The organism is Streptomyces sp. (genome assembly GCF_036566765.1).
Lineage (GTDB): Bacteria > Actinomycetota > Actinomycetes > Streptomycetales > Streptomycetaceae > Streptomyces.
The window spans coordinates 1-25450 of the sequence record NZ_DATCVQ010000312.1; the positions used below are offsets into that span (position 1 = coordinate 1).

Genomic DNA, 25450 nt, shown 5'->3' on the forward strand with positions numbered 1-25450 from the left:
GGCGGGTTCTTCGGCGGCGCCACGGGCTAGCCCCGCCGGTAACGACACGACGCGTAGGGCCCGCCTCCTCAGGGAGGCGGGCCCTACGCGTCGATGTGTATGCGGGGCTCCGCCCCCGGCCTGTCAGGCCAAGTCGTCAGCGAAGCTCCGCCGGTGGCGTCCTCGTGTTGTCGACCTTCTCCGTGCGCTCCAGTTCGCCCCAGACGATGAAGCGGTAGTCCGAGGTGTACATCGGGGTGCAGGTCGTCAGGGTGATGTAGCGGCCCGGCTTCTTCTTGCCGGACTGCTTCGGGACGGGCTGCAGCACTTCCACGTTGTACTTGGTCGTCTGCGGCATGGTCTTGAAGACCTTGTAGACGTACCAGGTGTCCTTGGACTCGAAGACGATCGAGTCGCCGGTCTTCAGCTTGTGAATGTTGTGGAACTTCGCCCCGTGGCCGTCGCGGTGCGCGGCCAGCGTGAAGTTGCCCTGCTTGTCCTTCGGGAGGGCCGACTTGACCGGGTCCACGTAGTAGCCGGCGACGCCGTTGTTCAGGGTCTTGCTGTCGGTCCCCTGCTTGACGAGTATCTCGCCGTTCTTCATCGCCGGGACGTGCAGGAAGCCGATGCCGTCCTTGGTGTCCAGCGCGCCCGGGCCGCCCGCCCAGCGGTCGCGGACCTGGTTGCCGTCCTTCGCGGCGGCCTGGTCGGCGAGGACGTTCGTCCACCACAGCGAGTAGACGACGAACAGACCGAGCAGCACCCCCGCCGTGATGAGCAGTTCGCCGAAGACACTGATGATGCCGGCGATCCGGTCGCGCGCACGTGACACTGTGTCGGTTTCCTCTCAGCCTACGAGCGCGTCCGGTTTCCCCTTGCTGCGCGGGCGTTCCTCGACCATCTTCCCCCACACGATCATCCGGTAGGTGCTCGTGAACTCGGGGGTGCAAGTGGTCAGTGTGATGTATCGGCCGGGCTTGGTGAACCCCGACCCCCGCGGAACGGGTTCGATCACGGAGACGTTCGACGGCGAGGTCTGCGGCAGGATGTGCGCCATCTCGTATGTGTAGTACGCGTCCTGCGTCTCCACCACGATCGGATCGCCGGGCTTCAGCTGATTGATGTAGCGGAACGGTTCGCCGTGCGTGTTCCGGTGGCCGGCCACCGCGAAGTTCCCCTGCTTGTCCCGCGGCATCGCCGTCTTCAGCGTGCCCTCGCCGTAGTGGCCGACCATGCCCCGGTCCAGCACCTTCGGCTTGCTGATGCCCTCGGCGATCGGCACCACGACGTCGAGCTTGGGGATGTACATGATGGCGAAGCCCTGGCCCGGCTCGAACGCGCCCGGCTTACGGCCCTTCGCCCAGTCCTCCGCGATCCGGTCCTTCGCGGTGTCCGCCTCCTGCCCGGCCCGGACGTTGGTCCACCACAGCTGGTACGTGACGAACAACAGCATCACGACGCCGAAAGTGATGAACACTTCGCCCACCACCCGGCTGGCGACCACGCCCACGCTGTCCTTACGGGCGCGTGCGGCCCTCCGGGCCTCCACCCGGGACATCGGTCGACCCTCGTCCCGTTCGGGCGCTGGAGGGGCCGTGACGCCCTTCCGGCCCCGCGCCTTCGCCGCTCGGCGGCGCTCCGCCCGGCCCGGACCGAGATCCGCCGCCGGCGACGGCGACACGGATGACGGCGGTGCGACCGTCCGCAGCCCCACCGTCTCGTCGTCCCGGACGTCATGGACGTACGGCTCCGGCACGGACCCGGGCTCGGGCTCGTACGGCTCCGGCGCAGGCTCGTACGCGTACGGCTCCGGTATCGGCTCGTACACGGCGGTCACGTCCGGCTCGTACACGGCCGTGGGCTCCGGCTCGTACGCGGCCGTGGGCTCCGGCTCGTACACCGGCGTCGGTTCCGGCTCCTGCCCATACGCGTAAGCGTCCGGGGCAGCGGCGTACCCCTGCCCGTCCCCGTACGGATCCTGAGCCCGCTCCGCCTCCGGGCCCGACAGGTTCGGCGCCCGGAACCAGGGCGAACCCGTCGTCACGCGACGGCCTTGCCCACCACCGGCGCGAGCCCGGCCGAGCGGCCCACCGCACCCTCGTCGCCGCACTGCTCCAGCCAGTTGGCGAGCATCAGGTGGCCGTGCTCGGTCAGCACCGACTCGGGGTGGAACTGCACGCCCTCCACCGCGAATTCACGGTGCCGCAGGCCCATGATGATGCCGTCCTCGGTCTGCGCAGTGACCTCCAGCTCGTCCGGCAGGTCGGCCGGCTCCGCGGCCAGCGAGTGGTACCGCGTCGCGGTGAACGGCGACGGCAGCCCCGCGAAGACGCCCTTGCCGCCGTGCGTGACCAGCGAGGTCTTGCCGTGCAGCAGCTCGGGGGCCCGGTCCACCACGCCCCCGTACGCCACCGCCATCGACTGCATGCCCAGGCAGACGCCGAAGACCGGCACGCCCGTGGCCGCGCAGTGCCGGACCATGTCGATGCAGACGCCGGCCTGCTCCGGTGCGCCGGGGCCCGGGGACAGCAGAACGCCGTCGAAGCCGTCCTGGGCGTGCTTCAGGGCCACCTCGTCGTTGCGCAGCACCTCGCACTCCGCACCGAGCTGGTACAGGTACTGGACGAGGTTGAAGACGAAGCTGTCGTAGTTGTCGACGACGAGAATCCGCGCGCTCACTGACCGTCCACCGTCACATCGTTGAACGGAAGCAGCGGCTCCGCCCAGGGGAACACGTACTGGAAGAGCACGTAGACGACAGCGAGGACCAGTACGAACGAGATGATCGCCCGCACCAGGGTGTTGCCCGGCAGATGCCGCCAGATCCAGCCGTACATGACGTCTGCCGGTCCTTCCGTCTGTCTGTTTTCCTGCTGTCCGCGTCCTGCTCGACGGGACCAGAGTAAAGGGCGAAGCGGTCGACTTGGGTCAGGTGTTCAAAGCTTCGGGTCTGCCCTGCGTCACAGGCTGCGTGGCGTCGAGATGCGCCCAGACGATCAGCCGGTGGCTGCTGCCCCACTCCGGCTCGCAGGTGGTCAGCGTCAGATAGCGTCCCGGCCCGTCGAATCCGGACCTGCGCGGCACCGGGTCGATCACACGCGTGTCGGTGGGCACGGTCCGGTACGGCTTGTTCGTGATCCGGTACGTGAACCAGGTCGTCCCGTCCGTCAGGACGACCGCGTCCCCGGGGCGGAGCCGGGGGACGTCCTTGAACGGGTCCCCGTAGGTGCGGCGGTGGCCGGCGACCGCGAAGTTGCCGGTCTCGCCGAGGCGGGCGGAGCGGGCGTAGTGGCCGAGGCCCTTCTTGAGGGTGGCGACCTCGGTGCCCTCCAGGACGGGCCAGTCCCACTCCGGCCCGAAGCGGGGGATGTACATGACGGCGAGGCCCTTGCCGTCGCGGTACGGGGGCGGGGGAGGCGGGGTCGCCCGCGCCGGGGCGGGCACCGCCTCGCGGCCGACCCATTCGTCCTGCAGCAGCTGGATCTGGCCGTCCATCGCGGCCTCGGCCTTCACGCCGGTCCAGAACATCACGTACCCGACGAAGAGGACGATCACGGCCCCTACGGTGATGCACAGCTCGCTGAGGGTCCGCACGACCAGGCGTACCGAGAGCACCACCGGACCCCCTTGGGCGGCCGGGCGGGCAGGCGGGCGTCAGCCGCTCGGCTTGGCGTAGTGGAGATCCACTGTGCCGGAGTAACCCGGCAGAGTCACCGCATCGTGCTCGTCGACTTTCCAGCCGAGGCCGTAGGCCTTCACGTACAGCTGGTAGTTCTGCAGCGCCGGGGAGGCTTTGAGCGCCTTGTCGAGCGCCCCGCGGTCACCGACCGCGGTGATCTTGTACGGGGGCGAGTAGACGCGGCCCTGGAGGATCAGGGTGTTGCCGACGCAGCGCACGGCGCTGGTCGAGATCAGCCGCTGGTCCATGACCTTGATCCCGGTCGCGCCGCCCTTCCACAGGGCGTTCACCACGGCCTGGAGGTCCTGCTGGTGGATGACCAGGTCGTTGGCCTGCGGCTCGGGGTAGCCAGGGGCGGCCTGGGCGTTCGGCGGGGCGTCGTTCAGGGTGACGGTGACGGCCGGTCCGCTGACCTTCGTCGTGCCGGCCGCGGCCTCCAGGGCACGCAGCTTCGCGTCCTCGGCCTTGGTGGAGCCGTCGTCGCGGCGGGCGAGGGCGTCGACCTGGTCGCGCACGGCCGCCGTCGACTCATCGAGCTCGCCGTTGCGGTGACTGCGCTCCTCGATCAGGTCGGACAGGCGCAGCAGGGAGGCGTCCGTGCGGATATTGGTGCCCTTGGCCGTGTTGAAGCTGGTGACGAAGATCAGCCCGGCGAGTGCGAAAACGGCAGCCGTGAGCACGCGGACCGGGCTCCAGCGTGTGGGTCGCTCCGGTCCGGCGGGAGAGTCGGCAGAATTGCTCAACGTACCCTGATCCCCTTCGGCGCCGCGGAAGCACTACGCTAACTGACGCCCCGGGGGGCCGGTGGTCCTCCCACCCCTTCCCGGTGCCAGCCCCAGTTCCCTGCGCGGTCACGCAGCGCATCGACAGGAGAGTCCCTCGTGCCGAAGTCACGTATCCGCAAGAAGGCCGACTTCACGCCGCCGCCGGCGAAGCAGGCGACCAACATCAAGCTGACCAGCAGCAGCTGGGTGGCGCCGGTGATGCTCGCGCTCTTCCTGATCGGCCTGGTCTGGATCGTCGTCTTCTATGTCACCGACGGCACGCTGCCCATCAAGTCCCTCGGGAACTTGAACATCGTGGTCGGCTTCGGCTTCATCGCCGCCGGGTTCGGCGTCTCGACGCAGTGGAAGTAGCGGGTCGCCCGCTACGGCGTCAACCTCACCCCTGAACTTATCCACAGAGTTGTCCACACCGCTGGGGACAAAGTTACGACGATCTGTGGATAACTTGGATCCGGTTGACGCCGATGTGACTGGGGATACCCCGCCACATTCCTCGCTCGCCCCTCGCCCCGACCGAGAAATACCAGGTCAGGGGCGAGGGGCGAAGCTTTTGCCCACCCCGTGCACAAGATCCGGTACACGCTGTGGACAACTCTGGGGAAAGCTTTCACGGGGCATGCGACTCAGGCACTCGGCTCAGACCAGCGAGGCGGACCGGGCCAGTACGATCCCCAGGTCCAGCGCCAGGATCAGCACGCAGCCCGCGGCCTGCACCAGCCGGCGCCGCTCCCGCGGCGCGTGCACCAGAACCAGGGTCACCAGCGCGCCGCCCACCAGACCGCCCACATGGGCCTCCCAGGAGATCCCCTCCCGGGTGAAGGTCAGCAGCAGCGCCAGGCCGACGAAGAGCGCCACCGGCCGCATGTCGTACCTGCGCCGCCGGGCCAGCACCGCGAATGCGCCGATCAGGCCGAAGACGATGCCGGACGCGCCCAGCGACGGCTGGTTCGGCGCGGCGACCAGATAGGCCAGCGTGGACCCGGAGAGACCGGAGACCAGGCAGAGCAGGGCGAAGCGGCGGCGGCCCAGCTCGGGCTCGACCATCCCGCCGATGAACCACAGGCCCAGCATGTTGAAGACGAAGTGCGGGATCTCCTGGTGCAGAACCGTGGACGTGAGCAGCCGGTACCACTCGCCGTCCGCGACCCCGACGACCTCGCCGAGCTGCGGGCTGAACGCGTAGCCGATCAGTGAGAGCTCGTCGACGAGCCGGTCGCCGGCGACAAGGACGGCGATGAACAGGCCCAGGTTGATCGCGATGAGGATCTTGGTGACGAAGCGCCCGTCGGCCGCTACCCGGCCGCCGGCGATGGTGCGCGGCTGGTTGGCCCCGGCGGCGTGGCCGGTGCCGGAGCCGTTGCGGACGCAGTCCGGGCACTGGAAGCCGACGGAGGCGCTGACCATGCACTGCGGGCAGATCGGCTTCTCGCACCGGGTGCAGCGGATGCCGGTCTCCACGTCCGGGTGGCGATAGCAGCGCGACAGACCGGACTCCATGGGGGTCCCTCCCGAGGACATGGGCTGTGGTGGGGTGCGGGCAACGCACCGCCCCGCCCATCCTTACGGACGGGCGGGGCGAAAAGGTTCCCCGTGACGGGGAGGAGCCTGCGGCCGGCGCGCTAGCGCTTCTCGATCACGACGGACTCGATGACCACGTCGTTGACCGGGCGGTCGGTGCGCGGGTTGGTGCGGGCGCCGACGATCTCGTCGACGACCTTCTTGCTCGCGTCGCCGGCGACCTCGCCGAAGATGGTGTGCTTGCGGGTCAGCCACGCGGTCGGGGCGACGGTGATGAAGAACTGCGAGCCGTTGGTGCCCGGGCCGGCGTTGGCCATGGCCAGCAGGTACGGCTTGTCGAAGGCGAGCTCGGGGTGGAACTCGTCGGCGAACTCGTAGCCCGGGCCGCCGGTGCCGTTGCCCAGCGGGTCGCCGCCCTGGATCATGAAGCCCTCGATGACCCGGTGGAAGACGGTGCCGTCGTACAGGCGGTCCGTGGACTTCTTGCCGGTGGCCGGGTGGGTCCACTCGCGCTCGCCCTGGGCGAGCTCGACGAAGTTCTTGACCGTCTTCGGGGCGTGGTTCGGCAGGAGCCGAATCTCGATGTCGCCCTGGTTGGTCTTCAGGGTGGCGTAAAGCTGCTCGGCCACGATGTGCCTTCCGTGAGTCTGCACTGACGTGAACCGATCCTCGCACGGGTGGGCACGGAAGGGACGGGGAGGCAGCAGCGTGACCCGGATGGCTGTCCCGCATGCCGGACCGGCGATCTGCAGGCATGATTTCGCGAAGGGCGGATATGCGAACTGTGCCCTGTTCGGGAGGTGCCGCCCTCGGCACGTCCCGGATCCCGCGATTACGCCACCGAGGAGGAGGATCCCGTGACCCGCATGGACAGCGTGCGCGCCGCGACCGGTTCGGCGAAGGACAGCGTGCTGCACGCCGCGGAAGTGGTGGCGCCCTACGCAGGCACGGCCAAGGACCAGGCCGCGCAGTATGCGCATGAGGCACGCGTCAAACTCGCACCGAAGGTCTCGAAGGCCGCACATCAGGCCCGTGTTCAAGCTCGTGTGCAGTACGACGCCCATGTCGCACCGCATGTACCGCCGCGGGTGGACGCGGCCGCGCAACTCGCGGCGGACCGTTCCCGCAAAGCCGCCCGTATGGCAGCCGACTACACCGTGCCGCGTGTGGAATACGCGGTCGCCGCGACCGGTCCCGTCCTGGAGGAGGCCGGATCGCGTTCCACCGCCGCCTGGGCCGCGCTGCGCGGTCAGGTGACGCCGAAGGAGATCAGAAAGATCGTCAAGAAGCACGAGCGTCGGGCCAGGGCCGGGGCCGCCGCCAAGTGGGTCTTGGTCCTCGGGGTGCTGGCCGGTGGGGCCTTCTGCGCGTGGAAGTGGTGGGACAAGCAGGCCAATCCCGACTGGCTGGTCGAACCGCCCGCGCCCACCGAGGTCTCGGAGGGGTCGGAGGGTGGGGGTCGTTCCCCGCTGTCGTCCGTCGACGGCAGTGACACGCTCGATGCCGAGCTGGAGGCCAAGCAGGCCGAGGCCGATGCTGCCGATGCCGACCGCGACGAGCGCCGCGGACATTGACTCCGGTGCCGGCGCCGGGAGACTGAGCGCTCCCGGCGTCTAGGCCGTCGCGATGGCCGCGGTCCCCGCGGCCTGGGCGGTCCCCGCGAGGGAACGGTCGGCGAGCTCGGTCAGTTCCGCGCGCCCGGCCGGGTCGGTCTCGAGAGCGTCGTCCGCGGGCAGGTGGCGTACCGACGGCGTGGAGCCGTGCGCCTCGGCGCGGATGCGCTGCTTGATGGTGGGCGGCAGGGACCGGTCCCGTACGGGCGCTCGTCGGTTCGCCTGTGCGGGCACCGTCGCGAGCACCCGGGCGGCGGCGTTGTCCGCGGCCGGCTCCTCCGGGCGGCTGACGGCGGGCTGCTGGGCGGCGGTGGCGGGGGTCGCCAGGCCGAGGGCGCCCAGGAGGGCGACGAGTACGGAGATGAAGGCGGTCCAGAACTGCTTGACCTTGACGGCGGCCATGGCCCCTCGCTTTCGATACGTACGGTTCTCGGATGGTTCATTTCAGGTTGCGCGATCTACATACCTTTCTCATGATGTGTACGCACGGGGGAAAGCCGGGGAGCGACGCCGCCCCCGCGCAGTTATTCCGATGAACACCACCCGTGCGGCTCAACGCACGGTCGCGAACTCCCGCCGGGCGACGGCCGCCTCGGCCCGGCGCACCGCGGGCCCCATCGCGCATCCGGCCGCCAGGAAGATCCCGCCGAGCACGAACCAGCCCGGCACGCCCCAGGTCACCAGGAGCGCGGTGACCAGCAGCGGCCCCGCCGTCCGTGCGGCGGGCACTCCGGTGCCGAAGAAGCCCTGGTACTGGCCGATGCGGTCGGCGGGCGCGAGGTCGAAGGAGATCTGCCAGGCCCCGGCGGAATGCCGCATCTCCCCGGCGACCTGAAGGGCCGCACCCACGAGGAGGACGGCGAGCGCCGCCCGGGCCGGCAGCGCGGCGGCCGACAGCGCGAAGACCGCGCACGAGACGAGCATCACCGCACCCGACGTCCGTACCGCGCGCGTCGCCGACGCCAGGTCGGTGACGAACCGGGCCGTGCGGACCTGGAAGAGCATCACGGCGGCGGTGTTGAGGACGAACAGGGCCGAGACCGTCCAGTCGGGGGCGTCGGTCCGGGCCGGGATCCACAGCGGCAGCGCCAGGCTCAGCAGCGGCAGCCGCAGCAGCAGGACCGCGTTGAGCAGGCTGACCAGCGCGTACGGGCGGTCCCGGAGTACGGCGAACCGGTCCGCGCCGTCGGCCGCAGAGGCACCGGAGGCCGCGCCGGCCGCGCCGTCGGCCGAGGCCGACTCGGCAGCGGTCACCGGCGGCAGCTTCGGCAGCCTGGCGAGCACCAGCGCGCAGATCAGAAAGGCCACCGCATCCAGCGCGAACACCCCGAGGAAGGCCGCCCGCGTGCCCGCGTGGAGCGCCAGGCCGCCGAGCCCGGCGCCGAGGGCGAGTCCGGCGTTGAGCGTGGACTGCAGCCGGGCCATGACGCCGGTGCGCGCGTCCTTGTCCACCAGTCCGGCGAGCAGCGCCTGTCGGGCGGCGGCCAGTCCGCACTGCGCGGTCGCGTAGGCCGCGGCGGCGATGAGGAAGGGCGCGTACGAGCGGATGAAGAGGAACGAGGCGACGGCCGTCGCGGTCAGCAGCGCGAGCACCACGGCGGTGCCGCGGGCCCCGCGCTGGTCGGCCAGGTGGCCCAGCGGGACGCCGGCCACGGACCCGATCGCCCAGGCGAGGGTGAGCCCGAGGCCGATCTGCGCGGCGGAGAGGCCGACGATCTGGGCGAAGTACAGCGCGGAGCACACGTAGAAGGCGCCGTCGCCGACGGAGTTGCTCAGCTGCGCGGCGGCGAGCGCGCGGGGCGCTCCGGGCGGGGGCAGGAGAGTGAGGACCATGTCCATGACGCTAGGCCCGTACTGGCCCGCTTACCTGGTCCACTCAGGCCCAGGGAGAATGGGCCAATACACCCCCGTGGGTGGGGGCCGAGCGGACCCGTGGGCGGCGACGGCTCGGCGAGCCGGGGGCGCCGTGTCGGCGCCCCCGGCTCGCGTCAGCGCAGACCGCTCAGCTTGTCCGGATTGACCTGGAATCGCAGGTTCTGCATGAGGCCGTCGTTCAGGTCGTAGGTCAGCGCGCCGATCGGGTGCGCGCCCATCACGAACAGCACGCCCTGCTCGCCGTTGACGAGCGCGGTCTCCAGGGTCATGCCGTGGAGTTCGGGCTTGGCCAGCACGCCGAGCATCCAGCGGGCCACGGGGTCGGTGCCGTGCAGGGGGCGGCGGGCCGCGGTGACCTTGCCGCCGCCGTCGGCCCAGGCGGTCACGTCGGGGGCGAGGAGTTCCATCATGGCGTTCAGGTCACCACCGGTGCAGGCGGCGAGGAAGCGCTCGGTGACCGCCTGCCGCTGTTCCTGGTCGGTGTCGTAGCGCGGGCGCCGGGCCTGGACGTGCTCGCGGGCGCGGTGGGCGGTCTGCCGGACGGTCGCCTCGCTGCGGTCGAGGATGCCGGCGATCTCGGCATGCGAGTATCCGAACACCTCGCGCAGCACGAACACCGCACGCTCGACCGGGCTGAGGCTTTCGAGGACGACGAGCAGGGCGGTGGACACGCTGTCCGCCAATTCGGCCCCCTCGCTGACGTCAGGGGCGGTGAGCAGCGGTTCGGGCAACCACTGGCCGACATAGGACTCGCGGGTGGCCCGAGCCGAGGTGAGGCGGTTCAACGAGAGGTTGGTGACCGTCCGCACGAGGTAGGCGCGTGCGTGGGCGACCGAGCCGCGGTCCGTCTGGGACCACTTGAGCCAGGCGTCCTGGAGCACGTCCTCGGCATCGGCGACGCTGCCGAGCATCCGGTACGCGGTGGCGAACAGCAGCCGCCGATGGGCGGTGAAGTCGTCGACGGCATCGGCCGCAGGCGTATCGATCATGCGCCTCAGGCTGTCAGCGGCGAAGCTTTCGCGGCAAGGACCTTGAGACCTCGCACCCTGACGTGACGTAGGTCACATCGATGCCGTGTCACGCCTGGCGGGGGTCTGCCTGTCCCATAGGCGTCACCGGTACCGAAGCCGGTGCCCGCCCTGGGAGATCGCTATGACCAACGGCCACCACGTCGTCGTTCTCGGCGCCGGCTACACGGGAATGTTCAGCGCCATCCGGCTGGCCCACCGCACCCGCCGGGCCGGTGTGAAGATCACTCTGGTCAACCCGTCGAGCCGGTTCGTCGAGCGGCTGCGGATGCATCAGATCGCCGCCGGACAGGAGCTGGCCCACCACCGGATCTCCGATCTGCTCGCCGGTACCGGCGTCACGTTCGTCCAGGGCGCCGCCACCGCGATCGATCCCGAGGCCCGGCGCATCACCGTCGACGGCGCCACGCCCCTCGGGTACGACACGCTCGTCTACGCGCTGGGCAGCTCGACCGACACCGGCAACGTCCCCGGAGCCGAGGCCCACGCGTTCACCCTCAACAGCCCGGAGATCGCCGGCCGGTTCGCGGCGCGCATCGCCGAGGTCGCGCAGGCCGGCGGCGCCCTCACCGTCTGCGGCGGAGGCCTGACCGGCATCGAGGCGGCCGCGGAGCTCGCGGAGGCCCACCCGGGGCTGAACGTCACCCTGATCAGCACCGAGGAGCCCGGCGCGATGATGGGCGCCAAGGCCCGCGCGTACCTCCACCGGGTGCTGGACCGCCTCGGCATCACCCTGGAGACCGGCGCCCGCGTCACCGAGGTGCTGCCCGACGCCGTCGAGCTCGCGGACGGACGGATCATCCGCTCCGACGCCTGCCTGTGGACCGCCGGCGTCAAGGTGTCGCCGCTCGCCGCCGACGCCAAGATCGCCACCGACGACCGCGGCCTGATCCTGACCGACGCCACGCTGCGGTCGGTGTCCCACCCGGAGATCCACGCCGTCGGCGACGCCGCCGCCGTCCGCATGGGCTACGGACAGCTCCACGGCTCCTGCCAGAGCGGGCTGCCGACCGCCCAGTACACCGCCGACACGATCGCTCGGCTGCTGCACGGCAAGACCGTCAGGCCGTTCCGCTTCGGCTACTTCCACCAGCCGGTCAGCCTCGGCCGGCGGGACGCCGTCATCCAGTTCACCAGGGCCGACTTCACCCCGGTCGGCATGCGCCTGACCGGGCGCAGCGCGGTCGCGTACAAGGAGTTCGTCAGCGGCAGCCCGCTCATGACCTACCGGTTCAGCAAGCGGATGAACGTCACCACCCTCGTCTCCAAGGGCGGCCGCGCCACCCGCAAGCCCGCGGCGTCGTGACGGACGCCATGCGCCGGGCCCAGGCGCAGCAAAACCCCCTCCTCCTGCGTTTCCGCAGGTCGGAGGGGGTTTGGAAAGTGGAGCCTAGGGGAGTCGAACCCCTGACATCTGCCATGCAAAGACAGCGCTCTACCAACTGAGCTAAGGCCCCGAGAGGGGTCGGCGTCCACTCGGTCGTACGGACCGGGCAGCGCCGCAGACCAGAGTACCGGTTCACCCCCGGTATCCCGCAAAAGGATTGGGGCTCCCGGTGTGCGACCACTCTCCGTAAGATGCTGGCGAGGTTCGCAGCAGCGAACCGCAGGGATGGGGAGAAGCAATGGATGCAGCGCAGCAGGAAGCCACGGCAAGAGCCAGAGAGCTTCAGCGCAGTTGGTACGGAGAGCCGCTGGGGGCGCTCTTCCGTCGGCTGATCGACGATCTGGGGCTGAACCAGGCCCGGCTCGCGGCCGTGCTCGGCCTGTCCGCGCCCATGCTGTCCCAGCTGATGAGCGGCCAGCGGGCCAAGATCGGCAATCCGGCCGTCGTCCAGCGCGTCCAGGCCCTGCAGGAGCTCGCCGGGCTGGTCGCGGACGGCAGCGTGAGCGCCGCGGAGGCCACCGACCGGATGGACGAGATCAAGAAGTCGCAGGGCGGCTCGGTCCTGACCAGCACCAGCCAGACGACGAACAGCTCGGGCGCGCCGACCGTGCGCCGCGTGGTCCGCGAGATCCAGTCGCTGCTGCGCTCGGTCGCGGCGGCCGGCGACATCATCGATGCCGCGGACTCCCTCGCCCCGACGCACCCGGAGCTGGCAGAGTTCCTCCGGGTGTACGGCGCGGGCCGTACGTCCGACGCGGTCTCGCACTACGAGTCGCACCAGAACTGACGCGGCAGACGCACAGGCGAGACTGACGCAGCAGAACTGACGTAGAGACGTAGAGACGGCACGACGGGAGCGGCGCGGCGCAATGGGTGAGGTCTTCGCTGGTCGGTACGAACTGATCGACCCGATCGGACGCGGTGGCGTGGGCGCGGTATGGCGTGCCTGGGACCACCGGCGGCGCCGCTATGTGGCCGCGAAGGTGCTGCAGCAGAGCGACGCGCACACACTGCTGCGCTTCGTCCGCGAGCAGGCCCTCCGGATCGACCACCCGCACGTCCTCGCCCCGGCCAGCTGGGCCGCGGACGACGACAAGGTGCTGTTCACCATGGATCTGGTGAGCGGCGGGTCGCTGGCGCACGTCATCGGCGACTACGGCCCGCTGCCGCCGCGTTTCGTCTGCGTCCTGCTGGACCAGTTGCTGGCCGGTCTGGCCGCGGTGCACGCGGAGGGGGTCGTGCACCGCGACATCAAGCCGGCCAACATCCTGCTGGAGGCCACCGGAACCGGGCGGCCGCATCTGCGGCTGTCCGATTTCGGCATCTCCATGCGCAAGGGCGAGCCGCGGCTCACCGAGACGAACTACGTCGTGGGGACGCCCGGTTACTTCGCGCCCGAGCAGATGCTCGGCGCGGAGCCGGACTTCACCGCGGACCTGTTCGCCGTCGGCCTGGTCGCGCTCTACCTTCTCCAGGGCACCAAGCCCGACTCGCAGGCCCTGGTCGACTACTTCAACGCCCACGGCACTCCCGGCGCCCCGCAGGGCATCCCGGAGCCGATGTGGCAGGTGCTCGCCGGGCTGCTCCAGCCCGACCCGCAGGCCCGGTTCCGGTCGGCCACCGGCGCGCGCAAGGCGCTGAGCACGGCGGTCGACATGCTGCCGGAGGCCGGTCCGGACGAGGAGCCGGTCGAGGTCTTCGACCAGATCGGCCCGCTGCCGTCCGGTTTCGGCCCGGAGGGGCCGGTGGCCGCCGCTGCGTCGGCCGCCTCGTCGGCCGCGCCGGAGACGCGGCAGATGCCGAACCCGTCCGAGACGGGCAGCTTCCACCTCCCGCCGCCGCCCCAGCAGCCGACCCCCTCGCCCCACCCGGTGTCCGCCCCCACGCAGCCGCCCGCCCCCCTCCCCGCGCACCCGGCCTCTTCCCATGCCGCCGCCGCGCCGGACTTCGCCCAGGCCCCCACGGCCGCCGTGCCGTACGACCAGCCGCTGACGCGCCAGTACACGGCCCACGCGCCCCTCCAGACCCCGACGGCGGGCGTGCCCGCCCAGGCAGCCCCGGCGGCGCTCCCGGCCCCGCAGACGCGACCGGGACCGCCCCCGAAGGTGGCGATCCCGGTGCTGATCGTCGCTCTGGTCTGCCTGGCGGTCGGCATATGGGCACTCACTCAGGCCTGAGGGACCTCACCCAGGCCTGAGGGACCTCAGCCAGGCCCTGAGACCTCACTCAGGCCTGGGTGCCCCGCAAAGGCCGTCCACGCCGGCTACCAGGACGCCGGCGGCCCGTACTGCGGCGGATCCTGCGGGCCCTGCTGCGTCGCCCGTCGCCGTGCGGCGAGCGTCCAGCCGCCGAGCCCGAGCAGCAGGACGACCCCGGCGCCGATCCCGGCCGCCGCGACCAGCTTCATCGTGCCGCTGGTCGCGTCCGCCTCCGACCCGCTCTGCCCGCTGGCGGCGGCGTCCTGGTCGTCCTCGGTCACCGCGAACGGCCCGGGGTTCCCGACGTACCCGGGGCCCTCATCGGCCTGGCCCGTGATGTTCACCCGCAGTGTCAGCGGCATCGGCTTGTCGCCGTACTCCGCCGCCACCTCCGGGCTGAGCGTGGCCGACAGGTAGTACCAGCCGGCGAACCGCATGGCGCTGGTCGAGCTGTCGGACTCGAAGCGGTTCTCGTACTTGACCGGCGGCTCCGGGTCGAGCGCCAGCGTGGCCTGCTTGCCGCTGTACGTCAGCGTCTGATCGTTCACATGCCCGCGGGCCGGGTTGTCCAGCGACAGCACCAGCGCGTTGCTGACCAACTCGTCGCCCACGGCGCTGCTGCCCAGCTCGGCCGTGGCGAAGATCTGCTGGCCCCAGTCGATCGGCACCCGGTAGAAGAGCGTCTGGCCCGGCTTGATGTCGTCGCGCCACTCGCCCTGCGTCAGGCCCGCGGCGGCGTAGAAGCTGGTGCCGCCGAGACGCTTCTGCGGACCGCCTGACGGCGGCTGGGGCGAGGCGGACGGCCAGTCCTCGGGCGCCTCGGTCGGCCCGGCCGCCTTCAGCGTCGGCTCGGTCAGATGCCGGATCTCCAGGCCCCAATCCTCGGGCGTGGACGTGGACTTGCTGGTCCGCTCGACCAGCACGTAGTACGCGCCGGGCGACTGGCAGCTGCTGTTGTCCGGGTCGATGGCCCGCTGCGCGTACGCGGTGATCGGCCGGGTGTAGCCGGCCGAGCCGAACTGCGCCTCCCCGTAGTTGCACTGGGCGCCGGAGCCGTCCTGCAGGCTGACCTTGATGCCGTCGCCGTAGTCGGCCTTGCCGCCGGGCTTCGGCACCGCGACGACCGACACGTACGCGTTGTGCTCGCCGTCGAGGTCGACCCGGTAGTAGGACTTGCCGTCCTTCTTGATGGTGTCCCGGTAGACCGCGCCCGGCTTCAGCTGCGCCGAGTCCGTCGTCGTCACCGCGCCCTTCACCTGCTTGGCCGCGCTGTCGTACGTGTACGGGCTCTCGCCTGCCGCCCAAGCCTGCCCGGGCAGCGTCGCGACCGCGCACAGCGCCGCCACCGCGGCCATGGCGCTGCGGCCCGTGCCGCGCACTGTCCGGATGCGCTGCGTCCTCACGCGCTTCTCCTCGTCGTCTCCGTGCCCGTCGCCCGGGTCGCCGCCCTGCGTCGTACGAGTACGAGCACTGCTCCCGCGATCAGGACGACCGCGCCGCCCGCGGCGGCGGCGGCCGCGGTGCCGGTCCATCCTGCCCCGCCCGTCCCTCCGCTGTCTGCGCGGCCGGGCGAATCGTCCCGATCAGTCGGCTTCCGATCGAGCACCGGAGCGTCGTGCTGGGGCCCGGCGCGCTCCTCGCCGAGCACGGCGACCCGCAGCACCACCCCGATCTGCGGGTTCTCGGCGATCTCGGCGGCCCTCGCGCCGAGCGTCACGGCGATGTAGAAGCCGCCCTTGGTGTGCACGGGCACGACGTTCGGGTTGCTCTCGTGCCGGTTGGTCCAGGCGATCGGCACGGTGCCCAGATTCAGCTCCGCCGGGCGGCCGTTGTAGACGGTCCGCGGGGTGAACCCGATCGCCCCGGCGCCGACCGGGTTACGGGCCGGCGTGTACACCTCGGTCGCCCCGTACGAGAAGGTCGTCCCAAGGCCCTTCACGGTCGGTTCGTTGGCGAACTCCACGTCGTAGCGCAGCTGCTGGCCCCAGCCGACCGGGACGCGGAACCAGAGCGTCTGGGCGGGCACCAGGCGGTCCCGCCATACGCCGGTCCCGATCTCGCGGGCGTCGTTGAAGCCGGTGCCGGCGCGCACGTCCTTCGGGTCGCCGGTCGGCAGCACGGCGTCCTTGCCGCCCTTGCCGTACTCCGGCTGCGACGGGGCGAGCGTCGTGCCCTTCGCCGGCGGCGCCTCGGTCGCGTACGTCAACTCCAGCGGCCAGCGCGCCGCGTCGGAGTCGGGCTGGCTCTTGCGCTCGACGACCAGCCAGTAGCGGCCCGCCTCGTCGCAGGAGGCGGTGCCGGACTCGCTCGGGACGCGCAGGACCGCCGCCGTGAGCGGGGTCGCGCCCTCGTGCTGGGAGAACATCTCGGTGCTCGACTCGCAGGTGCTGTCGGCGCCGTGGACGATGCTGGCGCTCAGCGCGTCCAGCATGTCCACGGCCGCGCCGGGCTGGGGCACCGCCGTCGCCGAGAAGTCGGCGGTGGAGGCGGCGTCCAGGTCGACCGCGTAGTGCCGCTTCTCGCCGGGGCCGATGGTGTCCAGGTACTGCCCCGGAACCATCCGGGGCGCGCGATCGCGCGTCGCCGTGCCCTCGACCCGCTTGCCCCGCAGCCGGTAGCCGTCGGCCGACAACTGCGAGGCGCGCTGCAGCTGTCGGGCGAGCGCGGCGGCGTCCGGGGCGTCGTAGTACCGCCCGTTGCCCGCCTCGGCGACGCACTCCAACTGCTCGCGGGCCTTGCCGCGGACCTGGAAGCCGACGGTGTCGATGCGCAGGCCGACGCCGTCCTCGGCGAGCTCCTCGGCGACCTCGCAGGGCTTGGGCGTCCCGCAGGTGTCTTCGCCGTCGGAGATCAGCAGGATCGTCCGCGTCCCGATGGCGCCGGCCGGCGACGCGGGCAGGTCGGCCGCGGCCTTCTGCAGCGACAGCCCGATCGGGGTGTCGCCCTTGGGCTTCACCGAGGCGACGGCCTGCTTCAGCCCGGCGCGGTCCAGCGGTTCGACCGGCGTGACGAGCCGGGTGTCGGTGCAGCCCCGCTCACGGTCGGCGCCGTACACCCGAAGTCCGGTGGGATACCCGTCGGGCAGGCTGTCGACGACCGTCCCCACGGCGGCGCGGGCGGCCTCCATGCGGGTGCGCCCGGAGCCGTCGTCGTCGGCCATGGAGCCGGAGGAGTCCAGCACCATCACCAGGCTGCTCCGGCCGTCCCCCTCGGCCGCCGGGGCGGCGGCCGCGCCGGTCGCCGGCGTCAGTGCCAGGGCGAGCAGCGCCCCGGCGATCCATCCCGCCGCCGTCCGGCGGCGCAGTAGTGCTCTCACTGGAGTCCCCCCTTGACCGTGACCACGCAACTTTGCTCTTGCAAGTTAATGATTTGCGTAGGCGAACTCAAGAGGGGTGGTGTCACGGTCGTGAAACAGGCCCCGCGACCGCGCCGGAACAGCGAGAAGCCCCGGCCGCTCGAAAGCGGCCGGGGCTTCGTCGTTCAGACCGTGCGCGTCTCACACACCCGAACCTGCGGGCACGGAGTCGGTCGCCTCCGTCCACAGATCCTGCTCGGCGCGATCCGCCTGGATCTGGCGGTACACGAGGAGCCCGCCGATGGCGGCCAGTGCGACCAGGAGAAGCTTCTTCACCGCGCGACCTCGTCTTTCCTTGACGTATGAGGACTACTGCCGCCCGACTATACACACCGACCGATACCGATTGGTGACCTACCTCAAGGCCGGGCCCACGGCCATAAAACGATCGGCCCGGACGGGAAGTTCCGTCCGGGCCGATCATTGTCTGTGGGGCTAACAGGATTTGAACCTGTGGCCTCATCCTTATCAGGGATGCGCTCTAACCAACTGAGCTATAGCCCCGCCGCGCTCTGCGGTGTGTGTCCCGCGCGCTGACTCCTGAAGATTAGCGCACGTGGGGGCCAGTCCCAAAATCGGTTCCGACGGCCCCCCGTCGCGGACCGGCGGACCTACTCGTCCTCCGCCAGCGTGAGCTCCACACCGCCGACGAAGCCGGCCGACAGGTTGTAGATGAACGCGCCCAGCGTCGCCAGCGCCGTGGCGAGCACCACGTCGATCACGGCGATCACCGAGGTGAACATCAGCACCCGCGGCAGCGACAGGAACGACTGCAGGTCGAAGCCGTTGGACTCGTTCGAGCCCGTCGCCTCGCTGATCGTCCCGCCGACCGTGGAGAAGACGCCCATGGCGTCCATGACCATCCACAGCACCGCCGCCGCGACGACCGTGCAGATGCCCAGCGCGATGGAGAGCAGGAAGCTCACCTTCATCACCGACCACGGATCGGCCTTGGCCACCCGCAGCCGCGCCTTGCGCGTCCGGGGCGTCGTGCGCGCCCCCGTACGCGGCCGCCGCATGGCCGCGTCGCCCGCCGGCCCGCCCTGCCCCTGCCGGTCCGCGTAGGCCTGCGGCGGGTGGTACGGCTGCGCCGTCGGCGCGGCCCCCGTCCGCTCGCCGGGCAGCGGCCCGTTGTTGCCGTATGTCACGCCAACCCCCTGGGAGTCCGTGGCGGAGCCACGGGCACCGTTCGCTCCAGAAGCAGCTCCAGCAGCGGCCGATCCGGCGCCCATGGCTCCACTCACGCTCTACTCCTCGTGCTCCCCGGCCGCGGACTCCGTGTCCTCGACCGTCTCGACCGCGACAGCGGCCTCGACACCATCGGTGGCCTCGACGCCGTCGGCGTCCTCGACACCGTCGACCTCGTCGGCCTCGCTGCCCGCCTCGGCGTTGCGCGCGATCCCGACGACGGCATCGCGCTTGCCCAGGTTGATCAGCTGGACGCCCATGGTGTCACGGCCGGTCTCCCTGACTTCATTGACGCGCGTACGAATCACACCGCCGGACAGCGTGATGGCGAGGATCTCGTCGGTCTCCTCGACCACCAGCGCGCCCACCAGCGAACCACGGTCCTCCACGATCTTGGCGGCCTTGATGCCGAGGCCACCGCGACCCTGGACGCGGTACTCGTCGACGTTGGTCCGCTTCGCGTACCCACCGTCGGTGGCGGTGAAGACGAACGTACCCGGCCGGACGACATTCATCGAGAGCAGTTCGTCTCCCTCGCGGAAACTCATGCCCTTGACGCCGGACGTCGCCCGTCCCATCGGCCGCAGCGCGTCGTCCGTCGCGGTGAACCGGATCGACTGCGCCTTCTTGCTGATGAGCAGCAGATCGTCCTCCGCCGACACCAGCTCCGCGCCGATCAGCTCGTCATCGCTGCCGTCCTCGGTCTCCCGGAGGTTGATCGCGATGACACCGCCGGAACGCGGCGAGTCGTAGTCCTTCAGCGCGGTCTTCTTCACCAGACCGCCCTTCGTGGCGAGCACCAGGTACGGCGCGGCCTCGTAGTCGCGGATCGCGAGGATCTCCGCGATCTGCTCGTCCGGCTGGAAGGCCAGCAGGTTCGCCACGTGCTGACCGCGCGCGTCCCGGCCGGCGTCCGGAAGCTCGTACGCCTTCGCCCGGTACACCCGGCCCTTGTTCGTGAAGAACAGCAGCCAGTGGTGCGTGGTCGAGACGAAGAAGTGGTCGACGATGTCGTCCTGCTTCAGCTTCGTGCCGCGCACACCCTTGCCGCCGCGCTTCTGCGAACGGTAGTCCTCGGTCTTCGTCCGCTTCACATAGCCGCCACGCGTGATGGTGACGACGATGTCCTCCTCGGCGATCAGGTCCTCGATGGACATGTCACCGTCGAAGGGCACCAGCTTGGAGCGGCGGTCGTCGCCGAACTTCTCGACGAGCAGCGCCAACTCCTCGCTGACGATGGCGCGCTGACGCTCCTCGGACGCGAGGATCGCGTTGTACTCGTTGATCTTCGCCTGGAGCTCGTCGTGCTCGGCGACGATCTTCTGGCGCTCCAGGGCGGCGAGCCGGCGCAGCTGCATCTCGAGGATGGCGTTGGCCTGGATCTCGTCGATCTGCAGCAGCCCCATCAGGCCCTCGCGCGCGACCTCGACCGTGTCACTGCGCCGGATCAGCGCGATGACCTCGTCGATCGCGTCCAGCGCCTTGAGCAGACCGCGCAGGATGTGGGCGCGCTCCTCGGCCTTGCGCAGCCGGAAGCGGGTCCGGCGCACGATGACCTCGATCTGGTGCGTCACCCAGTGGCGGATGAACGCGTCCAGCGAGAGCGTGCGCGGCACACCGTCGACGAGCGCCAGCATGTTCGCGCCGAAGTTCGTCTGCAGGTCGGTGTGCTTGTACAGGTTGTTGAGCACGACCTTGGCGACGGCGTCGCGCTTGAGCACGATGACGAGCCGCTGGCCGGTACGGGACGAGGTCTCGTCGCGGACGTCGGCGATGCCGCCGATCTTGCCGTCCTTCACCAGGTCGGCGATCTTCTGTGCGAGGTTGTCCGGGTTGGTCTGGTACGGAAGCTCCGTGACCACCAGGCACTGGCGGTTCTGGATCTCCTCGACCTCGACGACCGCGCGCATCGTGATCGAGCCACGACCCGTGCGGTACGCCTCCTCGATGCCCTTGCGGCCCACGACCAGCGCGCCGGTCGGGAAGTCGGGGCCCTTGATCCGCTCGATCAGCGCGTCGAGCAGCTCCTCGTGCGTCGCCTCCGGGTGCTCCAGCGCCCACTGCGCGCCGGCCGCGACCTCGCGCAGATTGTGCGGCGGAATGTTGGTCGCCATACCGACCGCGATACCGGCCGAGCCGTTGACCAGCAGGTTCGGGAAGCGCGCCGGCAGAACCGTCGGCTCCTGGTTCCGGCCGTCGTAGTTGTCCTGGAAGTCGACGGTCTCCTCGTCGATGTCCCGGAGCATCTCCATGGCCAGCGGCATCATCTTGCACTCGGTGTACCGCATGGCGGCGGCCGGGTCGTTGCCCGGAGAACCGAAGTTGCCGTTGGAGTCCACCAGCGGCAGCCGCATCGACCACGGCTGCGCGAGGCGGACCAGCGCGTCGTAGATCGAGGAGTCGCCGTGCGGGTGGTACGTGCCCATGACGTCGCCGACGACACGGGCGCACTTGTAGAAGCCCTTCTCGGGCCGGTAACCGCCGTCGTACATCGCGTACAGCACACGGCGGTGCACCGGCTTGAGGCCGTCCCGCACGTCGGGCAGCGCACGCGACACGATGACGGACATCGCGTAGTCGAGGTACGAGCGCTGCATCTCGGTCTCGAGCCCGACGGGCTCGATCCGCAGCACCGGCTCTTCTTCTTCGGTCGTCACAGGGGGGTTCTCGTCGGCCATTGCTGGTCGTCAGTCCTTTCGTACGGTCAGCTGAGACCGACTCAGATGTCGAGGAAGCGAACGTCCTTGGCGTTGCGCTGGATGAAGGAGCGCCGGGCCTCGACGTCCTCACCCATCAGCACCGAGAACAGGTCGTCCGCCTGCGCCGCGTCGTCCAGGGTCACCTGGCCGAGGACACGGTGGTCCTGGTCCATGGTGGTGACGCGCAGCTCCTCCGCGTTCATCTCGCCCAGACCCTTGAAGCGCTGGATCGAGTCCTCACGGATCCGCTTGCCGTTCTGCTTGCCCAGCTCGACCAGCGCGTCCCGCTCACGGTCCGAGTACGCGTACTCGAAGTCGTCCCGACCCCACTTGATCTTGTAGAGCGGCGGGCGGGAGAGGTAGACGTGACCGGCCTCGACCAGCGGACGCATGAAGCGGAAGAGGAAGGTCAGCAGCAAGGTGTTGATGTGCTGACCGTCGACGTCGGCGTCCGCCATCAGAATGATCTTGTGATAGCGGAGCTTCTCGATGTCGAAGTCCTCGTGGACTCCGGTGCCGAAGGCCGAGATCAGCGCCTGGACCTCGGTGTTCTGCAGGATCTTGTCGATCCGGGCCTTCTCGACGTTCAGGATCTTGCCGCGAATCGGCAGGATGGCCTGGTACATCGGGTTGCGACCGGACTTGGCCGAGCCGCCGGCGGAGTCACCCTCGACGATGAAGATCTCGCACTTCGTCGGGTCGTTCGACTGGCAGTCGCTCAGCTTGCCCGGGAGGGACGCCGACTCCAGCAGACCCTTGCGGCGGGTCAGGTCACGCGCCTTGCGGGCCGCCACGCGCGCAGTGGCCGCCTGGATCGACTTGCGGATGATGTCCGCGGCCTCGACGGGGTTGCGGTCGAACCAGTCGTTGAGGTGCTCGTGGACGATCTTCTGCACGAAGGTCTTGGCCTCCGTGTTGCCCAGCTTCGTCTTCGTCTGGCCCTCGAACTGCGGCTCGCCCAGCTTGACCGAGATGATCGCCGTCAGACCCTCGCGGATGTCCTCACCCGTGAGGTTGTCGTCCTTCTCGCGCAGCAGCTTCTTGTCACGCGCGTAGCGGTTCACCAGACCCGTCAGCGCGGCCCGGAAGCCCTCCTCGTGCGTACCGCCCTCATGCGTGTGGATCGTGTTCGCGAACGAGTACACGCCCTCGCTGTACTGCGAGTTCCACTGCATCGCGATCTCGACCGAGAGCGTCCGCTCCTTGTCCTCGGCCTCGACGTCGATGACGGTCGGGTGGATCAGCTCGCCCTTGCGCGAGTTGAGGTACTTCACGAAGTCGACGATGCCGCCCTCGTAGTGGTACTTCACCGTGCGCGCGGTCGGCTCGGCGGCGGCCTCGGCGTCCGGGTCGTCGGCGCCGACCGTGGCCTTCGCGGACTCTCGCTCGTCGGTGAGCGCGATGGTGAGGCCCTTGTTGAGGAAGGCCATCTCCTGGAAACGGCGCGAGAGCGTCTCGAAGGAGTACTCGGTGGTCTCGAAGATGTCCGGGTCGGACCAGAACGTGACCGAGGTGCCGGTCTCGTCGGTCTCCTCGTGCTTGGCGAGGGGCGCGGTCGGGGCGCCCAGCTTGTAGTCCTGCGTCCAGCGGTAGCCGTCGGTCTTGATCTCCACCGAGACCTTGGTGGAGAGGGCGTTGACGACGGAGACGCCGACGCCGTGCAGACCGCCGGAGACCGCGTAGCCGCCGCCGCCGAACTTGCCGCCCGCGTGGAGGACCGTCAGCACGACCTCGACGGCCGGCTTGCCCTCGGACGGCACGATGCCGACCGGGATGCCGCGCCCGTTGTCGACGACGCGCACGCCGCCGTCGGCCAGGATCGTGACGTCGATGGTGTCCGCGTGGCCGGCCAGGGCCTCGTCGACGGAGTTGTCGACGACCTCCTGCACCATGTGGTGCAGTCCCCGTTCACCGGTCGAGCCGATGTACATGCCGGGGCGCTTGCGGACCGCGTCCAGACCCTCGAGGACGGTGATCGCGCTGGCGTCGTACGACGCAGCGTTGGCGGACGGGGTGATCTCGTTGGGGTTGCCGGAATCGGCCACGAAGCGCCCTTTCTGGCACAGCACAGGCCGTTCTCCGGGCATACGGGAGCGGCTGCGTCGTTCGACATGTTCCGCAGGGTGGCGGGATTGTCTCCCAGTCTACCGGTACCACTGACACTCATGGGGGTTTGCCGGTACCTGAATGCGCATGTGCCGCCCTGAGCGGTGGCGAGACGACTCCCCATATTCGGGGAGGGGCTCCAGAGGCCCCTGACGGCCACCGAGCGCTTCGAGCTGTTACCAGCTGTGGGCATCGTCCCGGAGGCCGCTGTGGGCAGTCGTTCCGCAGGGCGGAAGGGGTGGGCACAGCCCACGAACGCGCTGCCCGCGCCAGGGCCCCGCACCACGGGCGCCCCAGGGCGCGCCCGCATGCACCGGCAACGTCAGCCGTACGTGTCGCCCGGCCCCACAGACCCCGGCGCCCGCAACGCCCCATACCCCCGCCGCGGCCCCGCCGAAGGCCCCAGCACCTTGATCACCCGCACCGTCCCGTGCCCCAGATCCTCGTTCAGCCGCGCCACGAGCCGCGGCGCCAGCAGCCGCAACTGCGTCGCCCACGCCGTCGAGTCGCACTGCACCGTCAGCACCCGCGCATCCGGCTCCTCGTCGTACCGCAGCGGCACACAGTGCTTCGCCAGATCCTCGCCCACGATCTGCGGCCAGCGCCCCATCACCCCGCCGACCGCCGCCGGCGTCTCCCAGCCCCGCTCGGTGATCAACCGGTTGATGGCCGAGCCGAGCGCCATCGGATCACGCCCGTCCGCATGCGCGCCGGAACGCAGCCCGCCCCCACGCCGCGCCTGCTTCTTCTGCTGCGCCGCCGCGCCCCGCGCCCGCGCCTGCTCCTTCGCCGCACGCAACGCGACCCGCGCGAGATCCACACCCGAGGGCTCGGGAACGGAGGCCGCCGATCCCACAGACTTGTCCCCAGCCTGGGGAAGGAACTCCTCGCTCATACCCGCTCCACCTCGCCGCCGGCCACGGCGTACCGCACCCCGGCCAGAACCCCCGGCACATCGTCGTCCACCGCCGCCGTCACCAGCACCTGCTCGCCCGGAGCCACCAGCTCCGCCAGCCGCTCACGGCGCCGCGCGTCCAGCTCCGCGAACACGTCGTCGAGCACCAGCACCGGCTCATTGCCCTCCGCACGCAGCAAGTCGTACGAGGCCAGCCGCAGCGCCAGCGCGAACGACCAGGACTCGCCGTGGCTCGCATACCCCTTCGCCGGCAGATCGCCCAGCTTGAGCAGCAGCTCGTCGCGGTGCGGCCCGACCAGCGTGACCCCGCGCTCGATCTCCTGCTTGCGCACGTCCGCGAGCGCGGCGATCAGCTGCCCGTACAGCTCCTCACGGGTATGCCCGGCACCCGGCGCGGAAGGCCGGTACTCCAGCAGAACCGGTCCGCCGCCAGGCGCCAGCTGCTCGTACGCCTTGTCCGCCAGCGGCTGCAGCGTCGCGATCAGATCCAGCCGCTGCGCCAGCAGCTCCGCGCCCGCCCGGGCCAGATGCTGATCCCACACGTCCAGCGTCGACATGTCCATCGACCGCCCACCGTGCCGCCGGGCCATCGCCGCGGACTTCAGCAGCGTGTTCCGCTGCTTGAGCACCCGCTCATAGTCGGACCGCACGCCCGCCATCCGCGGCGACCGCGCCGTGATCAGCTCGTCCAGGAAGCGCCGACGCTCCCCGGGATCGCCCTTCACCAGCGCCAGGTCCTCCGGCGCGAACAGCACCGTCCGTACGATCCCCAGCACGTCACGCGGCTTGACCTGCGAAGACCTGTTGATCCGGGCGCGATTCGCCCGCCCCGGGTTCAGCTCAAGCTCCACCAGCTGCGACCGCTCGCCCTGCGTCACCGCCGCCCGGATGATCGCCCGCTCCGCGCCCATCCGCACCAGCGGCGCGTCCGAGGCGACCCGGTGGCTGCCGAGCGTGGCGAGATAGCCGACCGCCTCGACGAGATTCGTCTTCCCCTGCCCGTTCGCCCCCACGAACGCGGTGACGCCCGGATCGAGCGGAACCTCGACCCGGGCGTACGAGCGGAAGTCGGCCAGCGACAGATGCGTGACGTGCATGATGTGCGCCGACCTTCCCCGGCTGCT

The 25450-nt window shown here is 70.4% G+C and carries 24 protein-coding genes and 2 tRNA genes; 5 read left to right on the top strand and 21 right to left on the bottom strand.

Annotation, left to right across the window (positions count from 1 at the left end; all coding sequences use genetic code 11):
* Positions 1–136 precede the first annotated feature (136 nt).
* The 6 genes from VIU94_RS17860 to VIU94_RS17885 all read right to left on the bottom strand — a co-directional run bounded on the left by VIU94_RS17860 (position 137) and on the right by VIU94_RS17885 (position 4401).
* On the bottom strand, positions 137–811 hold the full coding sequence (locus VIU94_RS17860; protein ID WP_331912654.1) for a class E sortase: 675 nt from the start codon (positions 809–811) through the stop codon (positions 137–139).
* A gap of 15 nt (positions 812–826) precedes the next feature.
* Positions 827–2023 (bottom strand): class E sortase, encoded by a 1197-nt coding sequence (locus tag VIU94_RS17865; protein ID WP_331912656.1) that lies wholly within the window; start codon positions 2021–2023, stop codon positions 827–829.
* Positions 2020–2658 carry an aminodeoxychorismate/anthranilate synthase component II gene (locus VIU94_RS17870; protein ID WP_331912658.1) on the bottom strand — a complete coding sequence of 213 codons (639 nt, stop codon included), beginning with the start codon at positions 2656–2658 and terminating at the stop codon, positions 2020–2022. The genes VIU94_RS17865 and VIU94_RS17870 overlap by 4 nt, the downstream gene beginning before the upstream one ends.
* Positions 2655–2816: a hypothetical protein gene (locus VIU94_RS17875; protein ID WP_331912660.1), complete on the bottom strand. Its 162-nt coding sequence runs from the start codon at positions 2814–2816 to the stop codon at positions 2655–2657. The genes VIU94_RS17870 and VIU94_RS17875 overlap by 4 nt, the downstream gene beginning before the upstream one ends.
* A gap of 91 nt (positions 2817–2907) precedes the next feature.
* Positions 2908–3597: a class E sortase gene (locus VIU94_RS17880; protein WP_331912662.1), complete on the bottom strand. Its 690-nt coding sequence runs from the start codon at positions 3595–3597 to the stop codon at positions 2908–2910.
* Between the two features lie 36 nt (positions 3598–3633).
* On the bottom strand, positions 3634–4401 hold the full coding sequence (locus tag VIU94_RS17885; protein WP_331912664.1) for a DUF881 domain-containing protein: 768 nt from the start codon (positions 4399–4401) through the stop codon (positions 3634–3636).
* A gap of 138 nt (positions 4402–4539) precedes the next feature.
* Here VIU94_RS17885 and crgA point away from each other — a divergent pair, with 138 nt between their 5' ends.
* On the top strand, positions 4540–4794 hold the full coding sequence (gene crgA / locus VIU94_RS17890; protein ID WP_331912666.1) for a cell division protein CrgA: 255 nt from the start codon (positions 4540–4542) through the stop codon (positions 4792–4794).
* 285 nt (positions 4795–5079) lie between these two features.
* Here crgA and VIU94_RS17895 read toward each other — a convergent pair whose 3' ends face one another.
* Both VIU94_RS17895 and VIU94_RS17900 read right to left on the bottom strand, forming a co-directional pair.
* Complete coding sequence (locus VIU94_RS17895) at positions 5080–5940, bottom strand: rhomboid family intramembrane serine protease (RefSeq protein ID WP_331912668.1); 861 nt, start codon at positions 5938–5940, stop codon at positions 5080–5082.
* Positions 5941–6062: 122 nt separating this feature from the next.
* Positions 6063–6590: a peptidylprolyl isomerase gene (locus tag VIU94_RS17900; protein WP_331912670.1), complete on the bottom strand. Its 528-nt coding sequence runs from the start codon at positions 6588–6590 to the stop codon at positions 6063–6065.
* A 228-nt stretch (positions 6591–6818) separates the two neighbouring features.
* Between VIU94_RS17900 and VIU94_RS17905 the strand changes: the two genes are divergently transcribed.
* Positions 6819–7535: a DUF5324 family protein gene (locus tag VIU94_RS17905; RefSeq protein WP_331912672.1), complete on the top strand. Its 717-nt coding sequence runs from the start codon at positions 6819–6821 to the stop codon at positions 7533–7535.
* A 39-nt stretch (positions 7536–7574) separates the two neighbouring features.
* On the opposite strand, the gene VIU94_RS17910 is transcribed toward VIU94_RS17905, so the two are convergent.
* The 3 genes from VIU94_RS17910 to VIU94_RS17920 all read right to left on the bottom strand — a co-directional run bounded on the left by VIU94_RS17910 (position 7575) and on the right by VIU94_RS17920 (position 10438).
* Entirely contained in the window at positions 7575–7976 is a 402-nt protein-coding gene (locus VIU94_RS17910; protein WP_331912674.1) for a DUF6344 domain-containing protein, read from the bottom strand.
* A gap of 150 nt (positions 7977–8126) precedes the next feature.
* Positions 8127–9407 (bottom strand): MFS transporter, encoded by a 1281-nt coding sequence (locus VIU94_RS17915; RefSeq protein ID WP_331912676.1) that lies wholly within the window; start codon positions 9405–9407, stop codon positions 8127–8129.
* Positions 9408–9562: 155 nt separating this feature from the next.
* A complete protein-coding gene (locus tag VIU94_RS17920) occupies positions 9563–10438 on the bottom strand; it encodes an RNA polymerase sigma-70 factor (protein ID WP_331912678.1) in 876 nt (291 codons plus the stop codon).
* Positions 10439–10601: 163 nt separating this feature from the next.
* On the opposite strand from VIU94_RS17920, the gene VIU94_RS17925 reads away from it, so the two are divergent.
* Entirely contained in the window at positions 10602–11783 is a 1182-nt protein-coding gene (locus tag VIU94_RS17925) for an NAD(P)/FAD-dependent oxidoreductase (protein ID WP_331912680.1), read from the top strand.
* A 78-nt stretch (positions 11784–11861) separates the two neighbouring features.
* On the opposite strand, the gene VIU94_RS17930 is transcribed toward VIU94_RS17925, so the two are convergent.
* Positions 11862–11934, bottom strand: a tRNA-Ala gene (locus tag VIU94_RS17930).
* Positions 11935–12102: 168 nt separating this feature from the next.
* On the opposite strand from VIU94_RS17930, the gene VIU94_RS17935 reads away from it, so the two are divergent.
* Positions 12103–12651: a helix-turn-helix domain-containing protein gene (locus tag VIU94_RS17935; protein WP_331912682.1), complete on the top strand. Its 549-nt coding sequence runs from the start codon at positions 12103–12105 to the stop codon at positions 12649–12651.
* An 82-nt stretch (positions 12652–12733) separates the two neighbouring features.
* Positions 12734–14041, top strand: coding sequence for a serine/threonine-protein kinase (locus tag VIU94_RS17940; protein ID WP_331912684.1), 1308 nt, complete (start codon positions 12734–12736; stop codon positions 14039–14041).
* A gap of 86 nt (positions 14042–14127) precedes the next feature.
* Here VIU94_RS17940 and VIU94_RS17945 read toward each other — a convergent pair whose 3' ends face one another.
* The 9 genes from VIU94_RS17945 to recF all read right to left on the bottom strand — a co-directional run bounded on the left by VIU94_RS17945 (position 14128) and on the right by recF (position 25423).
* A complete protein-coding gene (locus VIU94_RS17945) occupies positions 14128–15450 on the bottom strand; it encodes a hypothetical protein (RefSeq protein WP_414720968.1) in 1323 nt (440 codons plus the stop codon).
* 11 nt (positions 15451–15461) lie between these two features.
* Positions 15462–17378: a vWA domain-containing protein gene (locus tag VIU94_RS17950; RefSeq protein WP_331912688.1), complete on the bottom strand. Its 1917-nt coding sequence runs from the start codon at positions 17376–17378 to the stop codon at positions 15462–15464.
* A gap of 180 nt (positions 17379–17558) precedes the next feature.
* Positions 17559–17693 carry a DLW-39 family protein gene (locus tag VIU94_RS17955; RefSeq protein WP_003958712.1) on the bottom strand — a complete coding sequence of 45 codons (135 nt, stop codon included), beginning with the start codon at positions 17691–17693 and terminating at the stop codon, positions 17559–17561.
* A gap of 154 nt (positions 17694–17847) precedes the next feature.
* Positions 17848–17921: transfer RNA gene (locus VIU94_RS17960), tRNA-Ile, on the bottom strand.
* A gap of 107 nt (positions 17922–18028) precedes the next feature.
* Positions 18029–18661, bottom strand: a complete 633-nt coding sequence (locus VIU94_RS17965) for a DUF3566 domain-containing protein (protein ID WP_331912690.1) — start codon at positions 18659–18661, stop codon at positions 18029–18031.
* Between the two features lie 3 nt (positions 18662–18664).
* Positions 18665–21283, bottom strand: coding sequence for a DNA gyrase subunit A (gene gyrA, locus VIU94_RS17970; protein WP_331912692.1), 2619 nt, complete (start codon positions 21281–21283; stop codon positions 18665–18667).
* Between the two features lie 41 nt (positions 21284–21324).
* On the bottom strand, positions 21325–23373 hold the full coding sequence (gene gyrB / locus VIU94_RS17975) for a DNA topoisomerase (ATP-hydrolyzing) subunit B (RefSeq protein ID WP_331912694.1): 2049 nt from the start codon (positions 23371–23373) through the stop codon (positions 21325–21327).
* A gap of 359 nt (positions 23374–23732) precedes the next feature.
* Positions 23733–24305, bottom strand: a complete 573-nt coding sequence (locus tag VIU94_RS17980; protein WP_331912696.1) for a DciA family protein — start codon at positions 24303–24305, stop codon at positions 23733–23735.
* Positions 24302–25423, bottom strand: coding sequence for a DNA replication/repair protein RecF (recF, locus tag VIU94_RS17985; protein WP_331912698.1), 1122 nt, complete (start codon positions 25421–25423; stop codon positions 24302–24304). The genes VIU94_RS17980 and recF overlap by 4 nt, the downstream gene beginning before the upstream one ends.
* Between the last annotated feature and the right edge of the window lie 27 nt (positions 25424–25450).